This is a genomic window from Ferrimonas sediminicola (assembly GCF_005116715.1).
Taxonomy (GTDB): Bacteria; Pseudomonadota; Gammaproteobacteria; order Enterobacterales; family Shewanellaceae; genus Ferrimonas; species Ferrimonas sediminicola.
On sequence record NZ_SWCI01000001.1, the window covers coordinates 372,618 to 392,986 of the forward strand.

The following is a 20,369-nucleotide window of genomic DNA, read 5'->3' on the forward strand; positions in this document are numbered from 1 at the left end:
CCATTGCCGCCGGATCGGCGCCCGGCAATCCAACACTTCATCACCAAAGACCAACACGCCCCAGAGGGACCTATGTTACGCAAATTACTTGTTTTGCTTCTGCTACTGCCGTTGTGGGGGCAGGCCTCCGAGCGTCCGACCGTGGGTGTGGTTCTCTCCGGGGGCGGCGCCAAGGGGGCCGCACACATCGGGGTGCTGCGGGTGCTGGAGCAGAACCGTATCCCGGTGGATTACATCGCCGGCACCTCCATGGGCTCCTACGTGGCCGGTCTCTATGCACTGGGGTACAGCGCCGACGAGATCGAGGCCACCCTGCTCAGCATGGATTTCAATACCGGTTTCGATGACGACATCCCCAGGGAGAGTCTCTCCTACCGCCACAAGCAGCAGCGCGATGATTTTCCCCTGGGGGTCAAGATGGGCTACCGTGACGGTGAGCTGAGGTTTCCCAAGGGGGCCCTGCAGGGCCAGACCATGCGTTCGTTGATCCGCCGTTCGGTGGGGACCATTCCCGAGATCGGCCACTTCGACGATCTGGCCATCCCGCTGAGGACGGTGGCCACCGACTTGGCCGACCGCAGCGAGGTGGTGCTGGAGAGCGGCAACCTGGTGATGGCGATGCAGGCCAGCATGACCATTCCCGGCGCCCTGGCACCCATCGAGATCGACGGGCGGATGCTGGTGGACGGAGGCATGGCCAATAACCTGCCGGTGTCGGTGGTCAAGGCGATGGGGGCCGACGTGGTGATCGCCGTCGACATCGGCACCCCTCTCAAGGGGAAGGACGATCTCAAGTCGGTGTTCGACATCGTCGACCAGCTGACCGGCTACCTGACCAACCTGACCCGGGATCAGCAGGTGGCGCTGATGGGCGAGCGGGATATCCTGCTGGTCCCCGAGATCGACGGGGTCGGCACCACTGATTTTGATCTGATGTCTGAGATGATCCCCAGGGGGGAGGCAGCTGCCCGGACCAAGCTGGACGCGCTTAGGGCCCTGTCGCTGCCGGAGGGCCGCTACAAGGGCTACCTCGCCCAGAAGCAGGCGTTACGCAGCTTCTGGCACAACAAGGGCGCCGGGGAACTGGTGGCCATCGAGTTGGACAACGACTCCTGGGTCACCGAGAACCGCATCCTTGCCGCCTTGGGCGTCAAGCCTGGCCAGCCCCTGGCCCAGGACGAGATCGAGCAGGCAATCGCCCGGGTGTATGCCCTCAACGAGTTTGAGCGGGTAGACGCCTACATTCAGGAGCGACCCGAAGGGCGGGTGCTGGTGGTGGATACCGATGGCAAGAGCTGGGGGCCCCACCTGTTTGAGTTGGGCCTGAGGTTTGAGGATGACTTCGATAACCCCACCAGCTCCAGCCTGGATGTCGCCTTTACCATGAATAACATCACCGCGCTTCATGGCCAGTGGCGCAATGAACTCTCCCTGGGGGGCAACCGCCGCTTCAGCACGGAGTTCTATCTGCCCTTGGACACCAATGACCGCTGGTATGGCCGCGGCCGATTCGAGACCCAGCAGGAGCGCTGGGAGCGGATCGCACCGTCGGTGGATTTCCCCTTCCGCAGCATCGAGCGCAAGCGGGACAACTGGCTGGCGGCACTGGGCGTCAACCTCGGGTTGGCGGCGCAGCTGGAGCTGGGCTACCAGTATGAGACCGGCCGGGTAAGCGATGAGCATGCGCTGGCGCTGACCAAGCTGGGGGACTACGAGTTTCACGGGGCCAGGATCAGCTACGGCTACGATACCCTGGATGGCGCCATGTTCCCCACCCAAGGCAACCGCCTGCAGTTCAGCGTCTCCCACATCGACGAGCGGTCGGATATCACCTTCGACGGCCTGCCCACCAACGAGCAGGAGTCGCTGGTCTACCACCTGGCCTGGACCGGGGCCACCCACTGGGATCAGCACAGCCTGTTCGTCAAGGGCGAACTGGAGACCATCGACAGCGACGGCATCAGCTTCGTCCACTTCACCTCACTGGGGGGCTTCCTGAACCTTTCCGGCTTCTACCGTGACTCGCTGCTGGGGAGTCACAAGGGGCTGGTGGCCGGGGTGTACACCTATGATCTCAGCAAGGGGGTTCTGGGGATCACCTGGCCCCTCTATCTGGGGTTCTCCGCCGAGGCGGGCAATGTCTGGTTGACCCGGGAGGCGGCGGACTGGAATGACCTGATCTACGCCGGCAGCCTGTTCGTCGGAGCGGAAACCAAGCTGGGGCCGGCGGCCATAGCCTGGGGCATGGCCGACAGCGGTGATGCCAGCCTCTACCTGTTCCTGGGCAAGAGGTTCTAAAACGAAGCGATTCGCTGGGGCTACCGCCGCTGCCCCTGCCGGCTTGCCGTTGGTGCGTCGGCGATCGCGGTTCTTATCAGCTACAGCCAGTGCTCCAGGGAGAACTCCTCCAGGCTGAGGTATTGCCGATCGGCGATCACGTACCTGGGATCGCTGCGATGATCGGCGTCGGGCACCGCCAGGGTGTGCATCCGCGCCGCCTTGGCTGCCAGCAGGCCGTTGAAGGAGTCCTCGATGGCCAGGCAGTCGGTGGCCGCCAGCCCCAGGGCGTCGGCGGCATTGAGGTACACCTGGGGGTGGGGCTTGCCCAGGGGCAGGTGTTCGGCGGAACAGGTCGCCTGGAAGTAGTGGCCAATCTCCAACTTCTCCAGGGTGGTCTCCATCAGAATATGGGGCGAGGAGGTGGCCAGGGCCATGGGCAGGCCGGCCTGATGCAGCGACTCCAGGGTGGCGTGCACACCGGCCATCGGCTCTCCCCTGGCGCGGATCACCGCCACCATGGCGTCGAGGATCTGTTGCTCCACCTCCTTGGGGGTGGCCCCGCGCCAGGGGTGGCGGCTGAACCAGAACTGAACCACATGATCGATTCTCAATCCCTGGGTTTTCAGGGTGTCCTCCAGGGTGATGGGAACGCCGTATTGAGGAAACACCTCCATTTCAGCTACTTGCCAAAAAGGCTCGGAGTCCACCAGGACGCCGTCCATATCAAAAATCACCCCTTTGACCATATCGGTTCCTCTCACCTGCGGATGGGTCTGTTGAAACAGTTCAGAGTTTGACTAAGGTAAACAGATTCGAAATCGTTTCAATTTACAGCCCGGCTTGCCGGGCAGTGTAACCTATTTGTGTAAGGTGAACCTATGATCAAACCTCTCTCCGTTCTCAGTCTGGCACTGCTGGTGGCCGGTTGCGGCGGCGGCAGCTCCTCGTCACCCCAGACGGGTCAGTTCGGCCTGGCGGTGTCCGATGCCCCGGTGGAGCAGGCGGACGAAGTGGTGCTGTTCTTCAACGAGGTGGTGCTGGTGCCCGAAGACGGCGGCGAACCGGTGACCATAGATCTCAGCGAAGACGGCCCCGACAGCGTCGATCTGCTGCAGTACACCGGCAGCGACAGCGCGACCCTGGTCAACGGCCAGGTCCTGCCCGTCGGTGATTACACCATGTGCCTCTACGCCCTGGATGGCGACGGCTCCGAGCAGCTCTCCTACGTCAATACCCAGGACCAGGGGGTGGTGCCGTTGAAGGTGAACAGCAAGGGCAGCTGCCAGGGCGTTCAGGGGAACACTGACCAGGCCGGGCGCATCTTCTTCAACCGGCCGTTCACCATCAATACCGGCATCAACAATTTCGTGGCGGAGTTCAATCTGCGCCAGGGGCTGGTGGACCCCCAGGGACAGGAGGGGATGTACATCAAGCCCACCGCGGTGCAACTGGTAAACCTGGCGGGAGCCGGCAACATTGCCGGGGTGCTGGCGGAGCAGCAAAGGGAGGCCTGTGAGGCGGACATGGCCTCGCTGCTGGAGGTGTCCGAGTTCAGCCATGTGGCTTACCTCTACGCCGGGGAGAGGGACCGCTCCACCATGGGCGATCTGGTCGGTGAGGCCGGTTACCCCGCGGAGTCTCCCCTGGTGGCGCCGGTGGCCACTGCCGATATCAGCCTGGACGAAGCCAGCGGTGAGTACCGTTACGAGTTCGGCTTCATCGGCGAGGGCAACTACAGCATCGGCTACAGCTGCGTGGCCAACTTTGATCTGCCGGAAAGCCACGAAACCGAGGAGCAGGATTTCACCTTTTACCAGCACTACACCCCGGTCCAGGTTCAGCCTGGCCAGACCACAACCCAGAATCTCGATCCGATTCTGTGATCCCTCGCGGCGGCTCCCTTTCTGGGAGCCGCCCGGCGTCACTTTCTTCAACTTTAGTCCAAAAAACCGGCTCATCGGAGCGGTTGCAATTTAAACTTCCGTTTTAATTCAGATATACTGCCCACAGCCCTAAACATGTGGCGTTCATCACAAAATGGAATCAAACTGCCACGCATAACCGGAGTGCTCTGTGATCTGACGCAGAGGTCACCGATCCGGAATCTACAACAGGACGAGCAGCTTCGTTGTAAGCCTGCCAGTAAAAGAGGAATTTTGCCGTGCTAGAAGCCTACCGTGAACACGTTGCCGAACGCGCAAACCAAGGTATCGCTCCCAAGCCCCTGGACGCGGAGCAGACCGCGGCCCTGGTGGAGCTGCTGAAAAATCCCCCCGTCGGTGAAGAGGAGACCCTGGTTGACCTGCTGGAAAACCGCATCCCGCCAGGCGTGGATGAGGCGGCCTATGTCAAGGCCAGCTTCCTGACCGCGGTGGCCCGTGGCGAGGCTTCCAGCCCACTGCTGAGCAAGGCACGCGCCACCGAGCTGCTGGGCACCATGCAGGGGGGCTACAACATCGAGCCGCTGATCGCTCTGCTGGATGACGCCGAACTGGCGCCGCTGGCGGCCAAGGCCCTGTCTCACACCCTGCTGATGTTCGATGCTTTCCACGATGTGGTGGAGAAGATGAATGCAGGCAACGAGTTTGCCAAGCAGGTGGTGCACTCCTGGGCAGAGGCGGAGTGGTTCCTCTCCAAGCCGGCCCTGGCGGAGAAGATCACCCTGACCGTGTTCAAGGTGAGTGGCGAAACCAACACCGACGACCTGTCTCCCGCCCCCGACGCCTGGTCCCGTCCGGACATCCCCTTGCACGCCCTGGCGATGCTGAAAAACCCCCGCGACGGCATTACCCCCGACCAGCCGGGTGAGATTGGCCCGATCAGCACCATCGAGGCGCTGAAGAAGAAGGGCCATCCGGTTGCCTATGTGGGCGACGTGGTGGGTACCGGTTCCTCCCGCAAGTCCGCCACCAACTCGGTACTGTGGTTTATGGGGGACGACATCCCCAACGTGCCCAACAAGCGCGCCGGTGGTTACTGCCTGGGTGGCAAGATTGCGCCGATCTTCTTCAACACCATGGAGGACGCCGGCGCCCTGCCCATCGAGCTGGATGTGACCCAGATGAACATGGGTGACGTCATCGAGATCTACCCCTACGAGGGCGTGGCCAGGAACGCCGACAGCGGCGAGGAGCTGTGTCGCTTCAGCCTGAAGACCGACGTGCTGCTGGACGAGGTGCGCGCCGGAGGCCGTATCCCGCTGATCATTGGCCGTGGCCTGACCGATCGTGCCCGTGAGGCCTTGGGCCTGGGCACCAGCGAGGTGTTCCGTCGTCCCGCCGACGTGACCGACAGTGGCAAGGGCTACACCCTGGCACAGAAGATGGTGGGTAAGGCCTGCGGTGTGGCCGGTGTCCGACCCGGCCAGTACTGTGAGCCGAAGATGACTACAGTGGGGTCTCAGGATACCACCGGGCCCATGACCCGGGACGAGCTGAAGGACCTGGCCTGTCTGGGTTTCTCCGCCGACCTGACCATGCAGTCCTTCTGCCACACCGCCGCCTACCCCAAGCCGGTGGATGTGACCACCCACGCCACCCTGCCGGACTTCATCATGAACCGCGGCGGTATCTCCCTGCGTCCCGGTGACGGGGTGATCCACTCCTGGCTGAACCGCATGCTGCTGCCCGACACCGTGGGGACCGGCGGTGACTCCCACACCCGCTTCCCGCTGGGGATCTCCTTCCCGGCCGGCTCCGGCCTGGTGGCCTTTGCCGCCGCCACCGGTGTGATGCCCCTGGATATGCCCGAGTCCGTGCTGGTTCGCTTCAAGGGTGAGATGCAGCCTGGCATCACCCTGCGCGATCTGGTGCACGCCATCCCCTACTACGCCATCCAGCAGGGCCTGTTGACCGTAGAGAAGCAGGGCAAGAAGAACATCTTCTCCGGCCGGGTGCTGGAGATCGAGGGCCTGGATCACCTCACCGTAGAGCAGGCATTCGAGCTGTCAGATGCCTCCGCCGAACGCTCTGCCGCTGGCTGTACCATCAAGCTGTCCGAGGAGTCGGTGGCCGAGTACCTGCAGTCCAACATCGTCATGCTCAAGTGGATGATCGCCGAGGGCTATGGCGACCGTCGCACCATCGAGCGCCGCATCCAGGCGATGGAGAAGTGGCTGGCCAACCCGGAACTGATGGAAGCCGATGCCGATGCCGAGTACTGCGAAGTGATCGAGATCGACCTGGCGGAGATCAGGGAGCCGATCCTGTGTGCCCCCAACGATCCGGACGATGCCCGCCTGTTGTCCCAGGTGCAGGGGGAGAAGATCGATGAGGTGTTCATCGGTTCCTGCATGACCAACATTGGTCACTTCCGTGCCGCCGGCAAGCTGCTGGACAAGCACAAAGGCGCCCTGCCGACCCGTCTGTGGGTGGCTCCGCCCACCAAGATGGATCAGCAGCAGCTGATCGATGAGGGTTACTACGGCATCTATGGCCGTGTGGGTGCCCGCACCGAGATGCCCGGCTGCTCCCTGTGCATGGGCAACCAGGCCCGGGTGGCCGATGGCGCCTCCGTGGTCTCCACCTCCACCCGCAACTTCCCCAACCGTCTGGGGACCGGCGCCAATGTGTTCCTGGCCTCGGCGGAGCTGGCGGCGGTGGCGTCCATCCTGGGCAAGCTGCCCACGGTCGAGGAGTATCAGGAGTACGCCAAGGCGATAGACGCCCAGGCGGCGGATACCTACCGCTACCTGAACTTCCACAAGATGGAGCACTACACCAAGCCGGCAGGCGAGGTGATCATCCAGGCTGCGGTCTAAGCCGAAGCAACAGAAAAGCCCCGCATTGGCGGGGCTTTTTTTGTTTCGCAGAGATCAGGGTTGGGCTTGCAGCTCTTCGCTGTAGTGGCGGTGCAAGGTGTCCAGCAGCTTATCCTCGAAGGCGAAGCGCTCCTCCATCGCCTGGCCCAGGCGAGAGAGGGCCTCGTCCAGCTCCATCATCCGTTCATCATCATCGTCGAAGGGGGCGCCGAACTTGTCGTTGAAGTCCAGGGCGACGTCGGTACTCTTGGCGATCTGCGGGACGATGCGGCTGGCCAACTGACGGCTGTCTTCGCCGTGCTTCTCGCACTCGGAGACCACCTGGTCATACACCTCGAAATGGCCTTCGGACACGTAGTCCACCAGCAGGTTGCAGAAGTGGTGCACCCCGTCGGAATCGGGCAGCTGGGGAGAGTTGTCGTAGGGGGGCAGGTTGGCCAGCTGGCAGTAGTGAATCAGCAGTTGACGCCTGTTGTTCAACCACTGGTCAATGAGTTTGTTCTTCCCTCCCCACTGTTCTACCGCATTCTGGAGTCTGGTGAGCATGGCCTATCCCTCTTGTTCTGCGATCCTGTTGATTCAAATTTAAGTAATGGAACGGCAGTTGATCAATGTTTTTTTTAGCTGAGTTCGGCAGGGCGGGGTGGCGGGGAGGCAGATAATGGCGTCCCGGTGCGGTGCCACAATAAAAAACCCCACAGCAAAGCTATGGGGTCGAAGATATGGTCTTTCAGGGCTCGCTTGCCGCGAGCTTCTGCGTTATTTGCTAGCGCGCTATTTTTATACCAAAGGCGAGGGTGGGGTGCAATACCTTGTTACCAATAAGTTCCCATTGAATTTGAGTCACACTTCAAACTTTTGACCACAAATTTTGCGAATCTCCTCACGTCCCCGTGGTCATAAAGCCGTGGCCAGATGCTACAATAACGCCACTTTTTGAACCGCTTGCGTGTTAGGGATGAGCGAAATGTCCGAGTTGAAAAACGATCGTTACTTGCGTGCGCTGCTGCGTCAGCCCGTCGATAAAACCCCAGTATGGATGATGCGTCAGGCTGGACGCTACCTGCCCGAGTATCGCGCTACCCGCGCCGAAGCCGGTGATTTCATGTCCCTGTGCCGTAACGCCGAGCTGGCCTGCGAGGTGACTCTGCAGCCTCTGCGCCGCTATCCGCTGGATGCAGCCATCCTGTTCTCCGACATCCTCACCGTGCCCGACGCCATGGGCCTGGGTCTCTACTTCGAGCAGGGTGAAGGCCCTCGTTTCGAGACCCTGTGTGACAGCAAGGCGGTTATCGAGAAACTGCCCGTTCCCGATCCCGAGGGGGAACTGAAATACGTGATGGATGCGGTGCGCACCATCCGCCGTGAACTGAAGGGTGAAGTGCCCCTGATCGGCTTCTCCGGCAGCCCCTGGACCCTGGCGACCTACATGGTTGAAGGCGGCAGTTCCAAGGATTTCGCCAAGATCAAGAAGATGGCCTTTGCCGAGCCCGCCACTCTGCACCTGCTGCTGGACAAGCTGGCCGACTCCGTCATCCTCTACCTGAACGCCCAGATCAAGGCGGGCGCCCAGGCGGTTCAGATCTTCGACACCTGGGGCGGCGCCCTGTCCGGCCCCGCTTACCGTGAGTTTTCCCTGCGCTACATGCAGAAGATCGTCGACGGCCTGATCCGCGAGCACGACGGCCGCAAGGTGCCGGTGGTGCTGTTCACCAAGGGCGGTGGCCAGTGGCTGGAAGAGATCGCCGCCACCGGCTGCGACGCCGTGGGTTGCGACTGGACCGTGGACATGAAGCTGGCCCGTCAGCGGGTGGGTGACAAGGTGGCCCTGCAGGGCAACATGGACCCCTCCTGGCTGTACGCGCCGGCGGACAAGATCCGCGGCGAGGTGGCCCGCATCCTGGCCGAGTTTGGCCACGGCAGCGGCCATGTGTTCAACCTGGGTCACGGCATCCATCAGCACGTGGATCCGGAGAACGCCGGCGCCTTCATCAACGCCGTTCACGAGCTGTCCGAGCCCTACCACAAGTAAGGTTCTGCTCGTATTAAAGAAACCCGGCTAGATGCCGGGTTTTTTATGGCCATTTTTTTAGAGCAGATCGCAAAAATACCCCTTCCCTTTTTTCCGTCGATGCTCCATCATTTCAAACATTAGTTTGTTAACCGGACAAATGTTTATGACCGAGCGGGAGCAACAGATCCTGGCCATCCTGCGTCAGGACCCCATGATCCCCCAGCAGGAGCTGGCGGACCGCCTGGGGATCAGCCGCAGCGCGGTGGCAGGACACATCATGAACCTTACCCGCAAGGGGGCGATTCAGGGCAAGGGCTACATCCTGGCACCGGAGCAGTATGCGGTGGTGATCGGCGGGGCCAACATGGACCTGTGCGGCCGCTCCGACGCGCCCCTGGTGAGCGGGGACTCCAACCCAGGCCACCTGACCTGCAGTGCCGGCGGTGTGGGGCGCAACATCGCCGACAACCTGGGCCGCCTGGGCAGCCGGGTGCAGTTCATCGGCGCCCTCGGCGACGACAACTGGGGCGAACAGCTCAAGCAGGCCTGCCGTGAAGCCGGTGTCGGGGTGGATCACTGCCTGACCGTTACCGCGGCCACCACCAGCAGTTACCTCTCTATCCATGGCCCCGACGGTGAGATGCAGGTGGCGCTGAACGACATGTCGCTGATCGAACGCCTCAGCGCCGACCAGCTGGCCAAGCGGGACGGCGTGTTCAGGCGGGCCAGTGCCCTGGTGCTGGACGCCAATCTCAGCCACGGTGCCCTGGAGTACCTGTTTGATCGTCATGGCGATACCCCGATCCTGGTGGACCCGGTGTCCACGGTGAAGGCGGGCCGGCTGCAGCCTTTCCTGAGCAAGATCCACACCCTCAAGCCCAACCGCATGGAAGCGGCCCTGCTGGCCGGCCGATCTCTGGAGCGCACCGAGGATCTGCCCGACGTGGCCGCAGCCCTGCACGATAAGGGGGTGCAGCGACTGCTGATCAGCCTGGGGGCGGAGGGCGCCTTCGCCAGCGATGGCTGTGGTCACCGGTTTATCCCCGCCTCCGCCACTCAGGTGAACAACGTCACCGGTGCAGGAGACGCCCTGATGGCCGGGCTGACCCACGGATTTCTGAATCAATGGCAATGGGACCACAGTGTCGATTTTGCCCTGGGCGCAGCGCGACTGGCGTTGTGTGCCGATAACACCATCAATTCAACCATGTCAGAGCAGGCGGTCGAGCGTCTGCTGGAGGAGACCCCATCATGTTAGAGAAGTACCTGGATATCCAACCCGAAGTCGCCGAAGCCCTGGCCAACAACCAGCCCGTGGTGGCTCTGGAATCCACCATCATCTCCCACGGCATGCCGTACCCGCGCAACGTGGAGACTGCGCTGCTGGTTGAGCAGGCGATCCGCGAACAGGGTGCGATTCCCGCCACCATCGCCATCATCGAGGGCCGCCTAAAGGTGGGCCTGGATGAAGCGCAGATCCGCCACCTGGGCCAGGCGGGACAAGCGGTCGCCAAGGTGAGCCGCCGCGACATCCCCTTCATCGTGGCCGCCAGGAAGGATGGGGCCACTACGGTTGCCGCCACCATGATCCTGGCGGCGATGGCCGGCATCAAGGTGTTCGCCACCGGCGGCATCGGCGGTGTTCATCGTGGCGCCCAGGAGACCTTTGATATCTCCGCCGACCTGCAGGAGCTGGCCAATACCGATGTGGCCGTGGTCTGTGCCGGTGCCAAGTCGATCCTGGATCTCGGCCTGACCCGAGAATACCTGGAGACCCAGGGGGTCCCCGTGGTTGGCTACCAGACCGACAGCCTGCCCGCGTTCTACACCAGGGAAAGTGAACACAGCATCGACTACCGTCTGGAGACTCCTGAAGCGATCGCCGAGGCGTTGAAGGCCAAGTGGGCGATGGATCTCAAGGGTGGGGTGGTGGTGGCAAACCCCATTCCGGAGGAGTACGCCATGGCGCCTCAGGTGATCACTGATGCCATCGAGACCGCCCTGAAGGAGGCTGAGAAGCAGGGGATCGCCGGTAAGGCCTCCACCCCCTTTCTGCTGGCTCGGGTCTGCGAACTGACCGGCGGCAACAGCCTGGATTCCAACATCCAGCTGGTGCTCAATAACGCCCGCCTGGGGGCCCGGATCGCCGCCGCCTACTGCCGCTAACCATCGCCCAGCGCCGCTGCCACTCTCTGTTGCAGCGGCGCTATCAGCTCCGCCTCGAACCAGGGATTGCGCCTGAGCCACAGGTTGTTCCTCGGCGAGGGGTGGGGCAGGGCGATCATCCCCCTTTCCAGATGGGTGCGCCAGCGGCGCACGCTCTGGGTCACCGAATCAAACTGCTCCAGGTAGTGTCTCTGGGCATACTGGCCCACCAACAGGGTGAGCTCTATCTGCGGCATCATCGCCCGGATCTGCCGGTGCCAAAGAGGCGCACAGCGGGGATCCGGCGGGTTGTCGCCGTTGCGGCCCCGCCCCGGATAGCAGAATCCCATGGGGATGATCGCCACCTGGGCCGGGTCATAGAATCGCTCCGGTGCCAGGTTGAGCCACTGCCGCAGACGCACCCCGCTGGGATCATTGAAGGGGATGCCGCTGTTGTGCACCTTCAGGCCGGGCGCCTGGCCGATGATCAGCATCTTGCTGGTATGGGAGAACTGCACCACCGGGCGGGGCCCCAGGGGCAGGGCATCGCGGCACAGTTCACAGCGTCGAACCCGTCTTGCCAGGTCGTCTGAAGCTTTTTTGAGCTCAATCCCGTTCCGTTTATCAGAATCCATATCGATTTCGCATTTGCCATTTAAAAGGGCATGAATTTTCGGTAACTTGACCTTCATCATTTCAAAATGTAGCGGTCCGACCCAGCGGCGTCGATGAGCATCACCAAGCGTTTTACACTACAACTGGCAGCCATCGCCTTACCGATACTGATCTTTATCGGCAGCGCCCTCTATTGGCAACTGGAAAGCGGCCTCTCGTCGATGACCGCCGATCTCCACAGCCGCACCCTGGCGGGGGTGGTGGATGAGCTGGAGTCCGAGTTGCGCCGGCAAAACCGGGATCTCTCCGATCTGCTGGTGGCCCAGCCTCCGCTGCAGCAGCACCTGTTGGCCCAGAGCCGCCTCCAGGGGCGGGTCCCCCTGGTGATCAATCACCACGGCGAACTGCGGTTGCTGCTGCCGGACGCCGCCCGCCCCACCGGGACCGAGCAGGGAGTCCTGGACAAGTTCACCCGGCTGTTCAACACCGGCACCTTCCAGTATGAGCGCAGCGGCGTCATGGCGCTGGGGGACCGCTTCTACACCGTAGTGCTGATTCCCGCCCAGACCAAGGCGTGGCGGGGGCTGGCGCTGATTCAGGAGTTGACCCCGGAGAGGTTCAAGACCCTGAGTCACAGCAGCGAACTGATTGGTGAGCTGCAACTGCTGCCGGAGTCCCGCATCGGCCGTAACATCAGTATTCCCCTGGCCACCTTTTCCGGCGAGTCCCTGTGGGTGACCGCCACCTTCCACCAGTGGCAGCGGTTGGAGAAGACCCAGTTGCTGTGGTCGCTGATGGTGTTGTTCATCGCCGCCGTGTTGCTGATGCTGGGGGTGATGGTGTTCCAGCTGTGGCGCCAGCTGCTGGTGCCCGCCCGCGAGTTGAACCTGGCCCTGGAGAACCACAGGCAGAACAAGCTGTGGCATAAGCCGCTGCGGCTTAAGGGCAGCGGCACCACTCGCAAGTTGACGCGGTTGATCAACGCCCTGTCCGAAGAGGTGGGGATCAGCCATCTGTTCCACCACAGCGCCCTGAACGCGGTTTCCGACGCCGCCATCATGGTCAACCAGGAGGGCAGGGTGATTCAGCTGAGTCCGGTGGCGGAACTGCTGCTGGGCTTCAATACCGACCAGGTGCTCAACAAGCCGCTCTCCGCCATCATGCCCGGAAACTCCGGGGCCCAGTTGGATGCCATGCTGGTGACCCTGCTCAACGGCAGTAAGCTGCACGACGAGGGGCGGGTTCAGCTCGCCCGCGAACAGTTGGCCAAGATGGTGGATTTCAGCATCACCCGGGTGGACAAACATGAGGGGGAGTGCGCCGGTGCGGTGGTGATCCTCAAGGATATCACCCGCTCGGAGCTGCTTAAGCGCGAGCTCAAGCGCAAGTCCCACTACGACCTGGTTACCGGTCTGTACAACCGTCAGAGCTTCGACCAGTATCTGCAGAACCTGGAGCGCGACGATGGTCAGCATGCAGTCTGCTACATGGACCTGGCCCGCTTCAAGTTGATCAACGACAGCTGCGGTCACGAAGCGGGCGACCGGATGCTCAAGGATGTGTCCGAGGCGATGGTTCGTTGTCTCCGCAAGGGCGATTTCCTGGCGAGGCTGGGGGGGGACGAGTTTGCCCTGGTGTTGTGCAATACCACCGCGCTGGAGGCGGCCCGGCAGCTGAAGGTGCTGATGGACAAGGTGCGCGCCATCACCCTCTACTGGGACTCTGGCAGCTACACCGTCGGCATCCATATCGGGGTGGCCTTCCACCGTGGGCTGGAGAGCAGCCCCCGCGAGGTGTTCAAGGATGCCGAACTGGCCTGTCAGGCGGCCAAGAGCAAGGGGGAGAGCCAGATCCACTTCTTCGACTCCCTGGATCAGGACATGGCCCACCAGCGCAATGCCCCGGCCTGGGCGATGAAGATCAACGAAGCGATCATCAACGACAACCTGGTGCTGTTTTTCCAGCCCATCGAGGCGATCTCCCACAAGAGCGCCAAGCGGCGGATGGAGATCCTGCTGCGCATCCGTGAAGAGAACGGCAGCATCCTGGCCCCCGGGCAGTTTATCGCCGCCGCCGAACGCTTCAACCTGATGCCGACGGTGGACCGGGCGGTGGTGCGCAAGGCGTTCGAGTGGCTGGCCCGCCATCCGGAGCTGTGGGAGATTCAGGTGCTGTCGGTGAACCTGTCCGGCACCACCCTCTCCAGCGATGGCCTGGTGGATTACATCGACGATCTCACCAAGAGCCTCAACATCCCGTCCCACTGCATCTGCTTCGAGGTGACCGAAACCGCGGCCATCGCCAACGAGAGCCGGGCGCTGGAGATCCTTCACGCCCTGCGTCGCCGCGGCTTTGCCTTTGCCCTGGACGACTTCGGCTCGGGCTTTGCCTCCTACGGTTACCTGCGGCAGCTGCCGGTGGATTATGTGAAGATCGATGGCTGCTTCGTGCGCAACCTGGCCACCAACGCCAAGGATTACGCCATCGTCAAATCGATCCACGACGTGTGCCGGGTGATCGGCATCGAGACGGTGGCGGAGTTTGTCGAGGACCAGGACACCCTGGACCAACTGAAGATGATCGGCGTGAACTACGCCCAGGGCTACGGCATCGGCCGGCCCAAGGATCTGGAAAGCTACGAGCCGGATCTGCCGTTGCCGGAGGAGCCCGCCCAGGCCTGGCCGTAAGCCCCGGCCTTAACCCAAGCGTAAGACCCCCAGGGAGGGAAGACGATGCAGGGAGTGCAGGACAAGGTGGTGATCCTCACCGGCGCCTCGGAGGGGATTGGCCGGGCGCTGGCGCAGGCGCTGCACGGAGCCGGTGCCCGGTTGATGCTGGCGGCCCGAAGCTCTGAGCGGCTGGCCCAGCTGGCCGCCGAACTGGGAGAGGGGGTGCAGTGGTGTGGCTGTGACGTCGCCGACCCGGCTCAGTGCCAGGCCCTGGTGGAGCGGACCCAGGGGGCCTTCGGTCGCATCGATATCCTTATCAACAACGCCGGCATCACCATGTGGAGCCGCTTCGACCAGGTTGACGATCTGGCCCTCTACGACACCCTGATGCGGGTCAACTACCTGGGGGCGGTCTACCTGACCCATGCCGCCCTGCCGGCTCTGAAGGCCAGCGCTGGCCAGGTGGTGGCGGTGGCCTCGGTGGCCGGTCTCACCGGGGTGCCCAGCCGCAGCGGCTATGCCGCCTCCAAGCACGCCATGGTCGGCTTCTTCGACTCCCTGCGTATCGAACTCAAACCGGACGGGGTGGACGTCACCGTCATCTGCCCCGACTTCGTCGTGTCGCAGATCCACAAAAGGGCCATCGGCCCCGATGGCGAGCCCCTGGGGCAGAGTCCGATGCGGGAGGCGAAGATCATGACCGCCGAGCGCTGCGCCGCACTCTGCCTCAAGGCGATCGCCGGTCGCAGGCGGCTGCTGATCACCTCGCTCAGGGGCCGGCTGGGGCGCTGGCTCAGGCTGGTGGCCCCGGGCCTGGTCGACCGTATCGCCGACCGGGCGATACGACAGCGGCATTGAAGTCGCGCCAGCCCCCTTCGCGGCGACCGTGACATTGATGGGCAAACCAGGCGCCCAGAGGCCGGTCGCGGCGGGAACCCCTACACTTTAAGTGGTTAAAAACCGGTCATCGCCAGCATCGCGCCACTCTGCTACAATCCGCGCCCGGTTAGAGAAAAGGTGCACCATGATCCCCAAGGCAAAAACCAAGTTGTTTGACTACCCCAAGTACTGGGCCGAGAGCTACGGTCCGGCGCCCTTTATGCCCACCACCCGCAAGGAGATGGAGGCCCTGGGCTGGGACAGCTGCGACATCATCGTCATCACCGGCGACGCCTATGTGGATCACCCCTCCTTCGGCATGGGCATCGTCGGCCGTATGCTGGAAGCCCAGGGGTTCCGGGTCGGGGTGATCGACCAGCCCGACTGGACCTCCAAAGAGGACTTTATGCGCCTGGGCAAACCCAACCTGTTCTTCGCCGTCGGCGCCGGCAACATGGACTCGATGATCAACCACTACACCGCCGATCGCCGCCTGCGCCATGATGACGCCTACACCCCGGGCAACGTCCACGGCAAGCGACCGGACCGGGCGGTGGTGGTCTACACCCAGCGCTGCAAGGAGGCCTACAAGGATGTGCCGGTCACCATCGGCAGCATCGAGGCCAGCCTGCGCCGCATCGCCCACTACGACTACTGGCAGGACAAGGTGCGTCGCGCCATCCTGTTCGACGCCAAGGCGGACCTGCTGATCTACGGCAACGCCGAGCGCCCCATCATCGAGGTGGCCCACCGTCTGGCGGCGGGGGAGCCCATCTCCGAGATGCGCGACATCCGTGGCACCGGCTTCCTCACCAGGGAGGCCCTACCAGGCTGGAGCGGCCTGGACTCCACCACCCTGGACGCCCCCGGCAAGATCGACCCCATCCCCAACCCCTACGGGGCCGACGAGATGGGCTGTCAGATGGCGTCGCCCCGGCAGGAGGAGGGGGCCAAGGCGGTCATCGTTCAGCCCGCTAAGCCCAAGCCGTGGGAGAAGCAGTACATCCTGCTGCCCGCCTATGACCAGGTGCGGGTGGACAAGGTACTCTACGCCCACAGCTCGCGGGTGTTCCATCAGGAGACCAATCCGGGCTGCGCCCGGGCGCTGATGCAGCGCCACGGAGACCGCTACATCTGGCTTAATCCACCGGCGATCCCGCTGGAGACCGACGAGATGGACTGGGTGTTCGGCCTGCCCTATCAGCGGGTGCCCCACCCCAAGTACCAGGGGAAGACCATTCCCGCCTACGAGATGATCAAGACCTCCATCAACATCATGCGTGGCTGTTACGGCGGTTGCTCCTTCTGCTCCATCACCGAGCATGAAGGCAGGATCATCCAGAGCCGCAGCCATGAGTCGGTGATCCGGGAGATCGAGGAGATCAAGGAGAAGGTGCCCGGTTTTACCGGGGTGATCTCCGACCTGGGCGGCCCCACCGCCAACATGTACCATCTGCGTTGCAAGAGCCCTAAGGCGGAGGCCACCTGCCGTCGTCTCTCCTGCATCTACCCGGACATCTGCGGCCACATGGACACCGACCACACCCCCACCATCGAGCTGTACCGCAAGGCGCGCAAGGTAAAGGGGATCAAGAAGGTGCTGATCGCCTCAGGGGTACGCTATGACCTGGCGGTGGAGGACCCCCGCTATGTGAAGGAGCTGGTGAGCCACCACGTCGGCGGCTACCTGAAGATTGCGCCCGAGCACACCGAAGAGGGGCCGCTGTCCAAGATGCTCAAACCGGGGATGGGCAGCTACTATCGATTCAAGGAGCTGTTCGACCAGTACTCTACCGAGGCGGGCAAGAAACAGTACCTGATCCCCTACTTTATCTCCGCCCACCCGGGGACCAGCATCAAGGACATGGCCAACCTGGCGCTGTGGCTGAAGGAGAACAACTTCAAGCTGGACCAGGTGCAGAACTTCTATCCCTCGCCCCTGGCCAACGCCACCGCCATCTGGCACACCGAGCTGGATTCCATGCGCAAGGTGAGCCACAGGTCGGACAGGGTCACGGTGGCCAAGGGCGGAAGGGAGCGACGCATCCACAAGGCGATTCTGCGTTACCACGACCCTGAGGGCTGGTCACTGGTGCGCGAAGGGTTGAAGAAGGCGGGCCTGGCCAAATTGATCGGTCATGGCCCCCACTGTCTGGTGCCCCCCGAGGGCCACAAGCCCAGAGGTCAGGCAGGCCGCGGCAAACCGGCCCTGAGCAAGCACACCGGCCTTAAGCAGTTTGACACGCCCCGCAGGGCGGCCAATCGGGCTGGCGAGAACGGCCGTGGCGGAGGCAAGGGCAAACCGGTTTCTCAGGGCCAGCGTAACGGGCCAGCGACTGGAGGAAACAAACCAGCGGCGGCAGGCAAAGGGCCGTCAGCGGGCCGGGGCAAGTCCCAGGGACGCCCCAAGATTCAGCGTCAGGGGCGCTAACATGGCAACGCCGGGCGGTCGCCCGGCGTTTTTGATTACGATCGACTAGCGATAGTAGCGGTCGATCATCAGGGTGATGCTGCTGCCGTTGTGGGTGTGGCAGGTGCCGGCGTCGAATTCCCGCTCCAGGGTAAACTCGCACTCGCCCAGTTCGGGGGAGAACAGGCTGAGGCGGGTGGCCAGTTCATCGACACTGATCACCAGTTCCAGGTGGCCGCCGTTGCCTCGGTCCAGTCTGAGGTAGTAGGGCTTGACCAGGGTCACCAGCACCTCCTGGGCGTGCACCAGATTGCCATCGGTATCGTGGATGCCGTAGAGCAGTTTCACCTGGGGGGAGGTGCTGTCGAATGCCTGGGCCGAGGCACTCAGCACCAGCATCAGGGCAATCAGTAGCTGCTTCATCGGAGCCTCCTTGTCGGCCTGCAGTAAGCATAGGTGCCGGGAGGCTGGGCCGCCAATGGCGGCCCGGTAAACTTAATCGAGACGGTCCAGGCGGCGGCGGGCGTAGCGCCCGGGGGCGGCTTCGAGGCCCGCCGACGGCACTCGTGCCGCTACCCTGGTGGACGGGTTCTGCTGCGCCAGCCACTGTTGCCAGGTGGGCCACCAACTGCCCTCCTGGCGGGAGGCACCCTCCAGCCAGGCGTCGGCGGAGCCGGCGCTCTCCCCGGAAAAGTGACCATACTTGCCGCCGGGCGGGTTGATGATTCCCGCTACGTGCCCGGACTCCCCCAGGATGAAGCTGGTGTTGCCTCCCAGGGCCTGGCCGCTGTCGTAACAGGGCTGCCACAGGGCGATGTGATCCTCCTTGGTGGCGACCACGAATGCCGGAGCGGTGACCCGTTTCAGATCCAGGCCGGTGCCTCTGACCTGGAATTGGCCTTTCTTCATCAACTGGTTGTGCTGGTACAGGCGCCGAATCAGGCTGGTGTGGCAGGGACCGGGGACGTTGGTGCTGTCGCCGTTCCAGTGGAGCAGGTCGAGGGCCATGGGGCTCTTGCCCTTGAGGTAACCCTCGACGAAGTAGTTCCAGTAGAGCTGGTTCTCCCGCAGCAGGGAGAAGGTGACCGCCAGCTGGCGGCCGTCCATCAGCCCCCGATGCCGGTTCTGGGCCTCCACCGCATTAAGGGTGGCTGGGTTGAGGAAGTGGCCAATCTCTCCGGGCTGGGAGAAGTCCAGCAGGGTGGTCAGCAGGGTGGCGGACTGGATGCGGCGTTTCATCCGGCGAGCGCTCATGTAGGCCATGGCGGCGGTCAGCAGGGTGCCGCCGATGCAGTAGCCGACGCCATTGACCTCCCTCTCGCCGGTGGCTGCTTCGATGGCGTCCAGGGCGGCCATCACTCCATCCACCACGTAGTCGTCAAAATCCAGCTCACTGTGGCTCTGGTCCGGGTTGACCCAGGAGATCATAAATACCGTGTGCCCCTGGCTGACCAGGTAGTGCACCAGGGAGTTCTTCGCCTGCAGGTCGAGGATGTAGTACTTGTTGATGAAGGCGGGCACCATCAGCACCGGCCGTTTGAACACCTCGTTGGTGGCGGGCTGGTACTGGATCAGCTGCAGCAGCTGATTTTCGAAGACCACCCGCCCCGGGGTGGTGGCCAGGTCCCGCCCCAGCTCGAAGGCGCCGTCGTCGTTCATCGCCACCTTCAACTGGTGGCCACTGCGGGCCAGGTCTTCCCTGAGCCGGCTCATTCCCTCCACCAGGTTGCGGCCGCCGCTGTCGGCGGTCAGCGTCAGTAGCTCCGGGTTGGTGGCCAGGCAGTTGCTGGGAGAGAGGGCACTGAGTACCTGCCGGGCCAGGAACTTGAGCCGTTCCCTCTGGCTCTCCTCCAGACCCGGCTGCTGGTCGATCCCCTCCTGGACGTGGCGACAGGCCAGCAGGTAGGACTGGAGGATACAACTGAACCAGGGGTTGGAGTGCCATTGGGGGTCGATGAAGCGCCTATCCCCCTTCTCCGGGGCAATGATCGGAGGCTGTTGCTGTAACATCCCCTCGAACAGTTGCAGCTGCTCCTGCCACCAGGCCAGCTGGCGGGCGATCACCCGGTCGGGCTGGGAGAGCTCATGCTGCCATAGGTTCAGCCACTCCTGGCCCAGGCCAAGATAGAGATCCTCCTGGCCAGAGTCGGGTGTCAACCACTTCTGCCACAGCTGCTGCTGGCACTGGCCCCACTGGCTGAGCCACTCCATGGACTCCTGGTTCATGATTGCATCTCCTTGCCGGCTATCAGGACTGGGGGCGGGTCAGCTTATCCATGGAGGCACGGAACGCCTGGCCCATCTCGTTCAGGGTCTGCATGTCCTGCATCATTCGGCCGGAGATCTCCCCCATCAACTGCATCTGCTTGCCGGCCAGGGCGGTCAGGGTCTGCAGATCCTTGACGTCGGCGCAGGCCTGGATCTGGTCGATGCTGAGATCGGTGTAGTGCTTGCCAGCTTCCTGCTGCAGACGGGTTAGCTGCTGGTAGTGATCCGCCAACAGTTGGTTCATCTCTACCCAGGGGGCGGAAAACCGCTGAGCCTGGTCCTGAAACTGCTTCATCATCTCCATGTACATGCTCTTCTCCTTAAGCGTTT

Annotated in this window: 15 protein-coding genes; 9 read left to right on the forward strand and 6 right to left on the reverse strand. The window is 63.0% G+C overall.

Translation table 11 applies throughout. The annotated features are described in order from the left end of the window. The first annotated feature begins 72 nt into the window (after nt 1–72). Nucleotides 73–2,298 (forward strand): patatin-like phospholipase family protein, encoded by a 2,226-nt coding sequence (locus FCL40_RS01700; RefSeq protein WP_136850715.1) that lies wholly within the window; start codon nt 73–75, stop codon nt 2,296–2,298. Nucleotides 2,299–2,378: 80 nt separating this feature from the next. Here FCL40_RS01700 and hxpB read toward each other — a convergent pair whose 3' ends face one another. Further along, the gene (gene hxpB / locus FCL40_RS01705) at nt 2,379–3,026 is read right to left on the reverse strand and encodes a hexitol phosphatase HxpB (protein ID WP_136850717.1); all 648 of its coding nucleotides are present in this window, start codon (nt 3,024–3,026) and stop codon (nt 2,379–2,381) included. 132 nt (nt 3,027–3,158) lie between these two features. Here hxpB and FCL40_RS01710 point away from each other — a divergent pair, with 132 nt between their 5' ends. Both FCL40_RS01710 and acnB read left to right on the forward strand, forming a co-directional pair. After that, nucleotides 3,159–4,163, forward strand: a complete 1,005-nt coding sequence (locus tag FCL40_RS01710) for a DUF4382 domain-containing protein (protein WP_136850719.1) — start codon at nt 3,159–3,161, stop codon at nt 4,161–4,163. Between the two features lie 278 nt (nt 4,164–4,441). Beyond that, the gene (gene acnB, locus FCL40_RS01715; RefSeq protein ID WP_136850721.1) at nt 4,442–7,039 is read left to right on the forward strand and encodes a bifunctional aconitate hydratase 2/2-methylisocitrate dehydratase; all 2,598 of its coding nucleotides are present in this window, start codon (nt 4,442–4,444) and stop codon (nt 7,037–7,039) included. A 54-nt stretch (nt 7,040–7,093) separates the two neighbouring features. On the opposite strand, the gene rsd is transcribed toward acnB, so the two are convergent. Further along, nucleotides 7,094–7,585, reverse strand: coding sequence for a sigma D regulator (gene rsd / locus FCL40_RS01720; protein WP_136850723.1), 492 nt, complete (start codon nt 7,583–7,585; stop codon nt 7,094–7,096). 421 nt (nt 7,586–8,006) lie between these two features. Between rsd and hemE the strand changes: the two genes are divergently transcribed. From hemE to FCL40_RS01735, 3 genes are all read left to right on the forward strand, one after another. Continuing rightward, nucleotides 8,007–9,071: a uroporphyrinogen decarboxylase gene (gene hemE, locus FCL40_RS01725; RefSeq protein ID WP_136850725.1), complete on the forward strand. Its 1,065-nt coding sequence runs from the start codon at nt 8,007–8,009 to the stop codon at nt 9,069–9,071. Nucleotides 9,072–9,216: 145 nt separating this feature from the next. Beyond that, nucleotides 9,217–10,311, forward strand: coding sequence for a PfkB family carbohydrate kinase (locus FCL40_RS01730; protein ID WP_136850727.1), 1,095 nt, complete (start codon nt 9,217–9,219; stop codon nt 10,309–10,311). Beyond that, on the forward strand, nt 10,305–11,219 hold the full coding sequence (locus FCL40_RS01735; RefSeq protein ID WP_136850729.1) for a pseudouridine-5'-phosphate glycosidase: 915 nt from the start codon (nt 10,305–10,307) through the stop codon (nt 11,217–11,219). Before FCL40_RS01730 ends, FCL40_RS01735 begins: the two co-directional genes overlap by 7 nt. On the opposite strand, the gene FCL40_RS01740 is transcribed toward FCL40_RS01735, so the two are convergent. Further along, nucleotides 11,216–11,833 carry a uracil-DNA glycosylase family protein gene (locus FCL40_RS01740; RefSeq protein WP_136850731.1) on the reverse strand — a complete coding sequence of 206 codons (618 nt, stop codon included), beginning with the start codon at nt 11,831–11,833 and terminating at the stop codon, nt 11,216–11,218. The genes FCL40_RS01735 and FCL40_RS01740 overlap by 4 nt on opposite strands. A gap of 93 nt (nt 11,834–11,926) precedes the next feature. On the opposite strand from FCL40_RS01740, the gene FCL40_RS01745 reads away from it, so the two are divergent. From FCL40_RS01745 to FCL40_RS01755, 3 genes are all read left to right on the forward strand, one after another. Beyond that, nucleotides 11,927–14,500, forward strand: a complete 2,574-nt coding sequence (locus FCL40_RS01745) for a putative bifunctional diguanylate cyclase/phosphodiesterase (protein WP_136850733.1) — start codon at nt 11,927–11,929, stop codon at nt 14,498–14,500. A gap of 45 nt (nt 14,501–14,545) precedes the next feature. Next, on the forward strand, nt 14,546–15,340 hold the full coding sequence (locus tag FCL40_RS01750; RefSeq protein WP_136850735.1) for an SDR family oxidoreductase: 795 nt from the start codon (nt 14,546–14,548) through the stop codon (nt 15,338–15,340). Nucleotides 15,341–15,506: 166 nt separating this feature from the next. Further along, nucleotides 15,507–17,792 carry a YgiQ family radical SAM protein gene (locus FCL40_RS01755; protein WP_136850736.1) on the forward strand — a complete coding sequence of 762 codons (2,286 nt, stop codon included), beginning with the start codon at nt 15,507–15,509 and terminating at the stop codon, nt 17,790–17,792. A gap of 45 nt (nt 17,793–17,837) precedes the next feature. Here FCL40_RS01755 and FCL40_RS01760 read toward each other — a convergent pair whose 3' ends face one another. The 3 genes from FCL40_RS01760 to FCL40_RS01770 all read right to left on the reverse strand — a co-directional run bounded on the left by FCL40_RS01760 (nt 17,838) and on the right by FCL40_RS01770 (nt 20,349). Beyond that, nucleotides 17,838–18,194 carry a hypothetical protein gene (locus FCL40_RS01760; RefSeq protein WP_136850738.1) on the reverse strand — a complete coding sequence of 119 codons (357 nt, stop codon included), beginning with the start codon at nt 18,192–18,194 and terminating at the stop codon, nt 17,838–17,840. A 72-nt stretch (nt 18,195–18,266) separates the two neighbouring features. Then, a complete protein-coding gene (gene phaC / locus FCL40_RS01765) occupies nt 18,267–19,997 on the reverse strand; it encodes a class I poly(R)-hydroxyalkanoic acid synthase (protein ID WP_229360247.1) in 1,731 nt (576 codons plus the stop codon). A 22-nt stretch (nt 19,998–20,019) separates the two neighbouring features. Continuing rightward, on the reverse strand, nt 20,020–20,349 hold the full coding sequence (locus FCL40_RS01770) for a phasin family protein (RefSeq protein WP_136850743.1): 330 nt from the start codon (nt 20,347–20,349) through the stop codon (nt 20,020–20,022). Nucleotides 20,350–20,369: the final 20 nt, after the last annotated feature.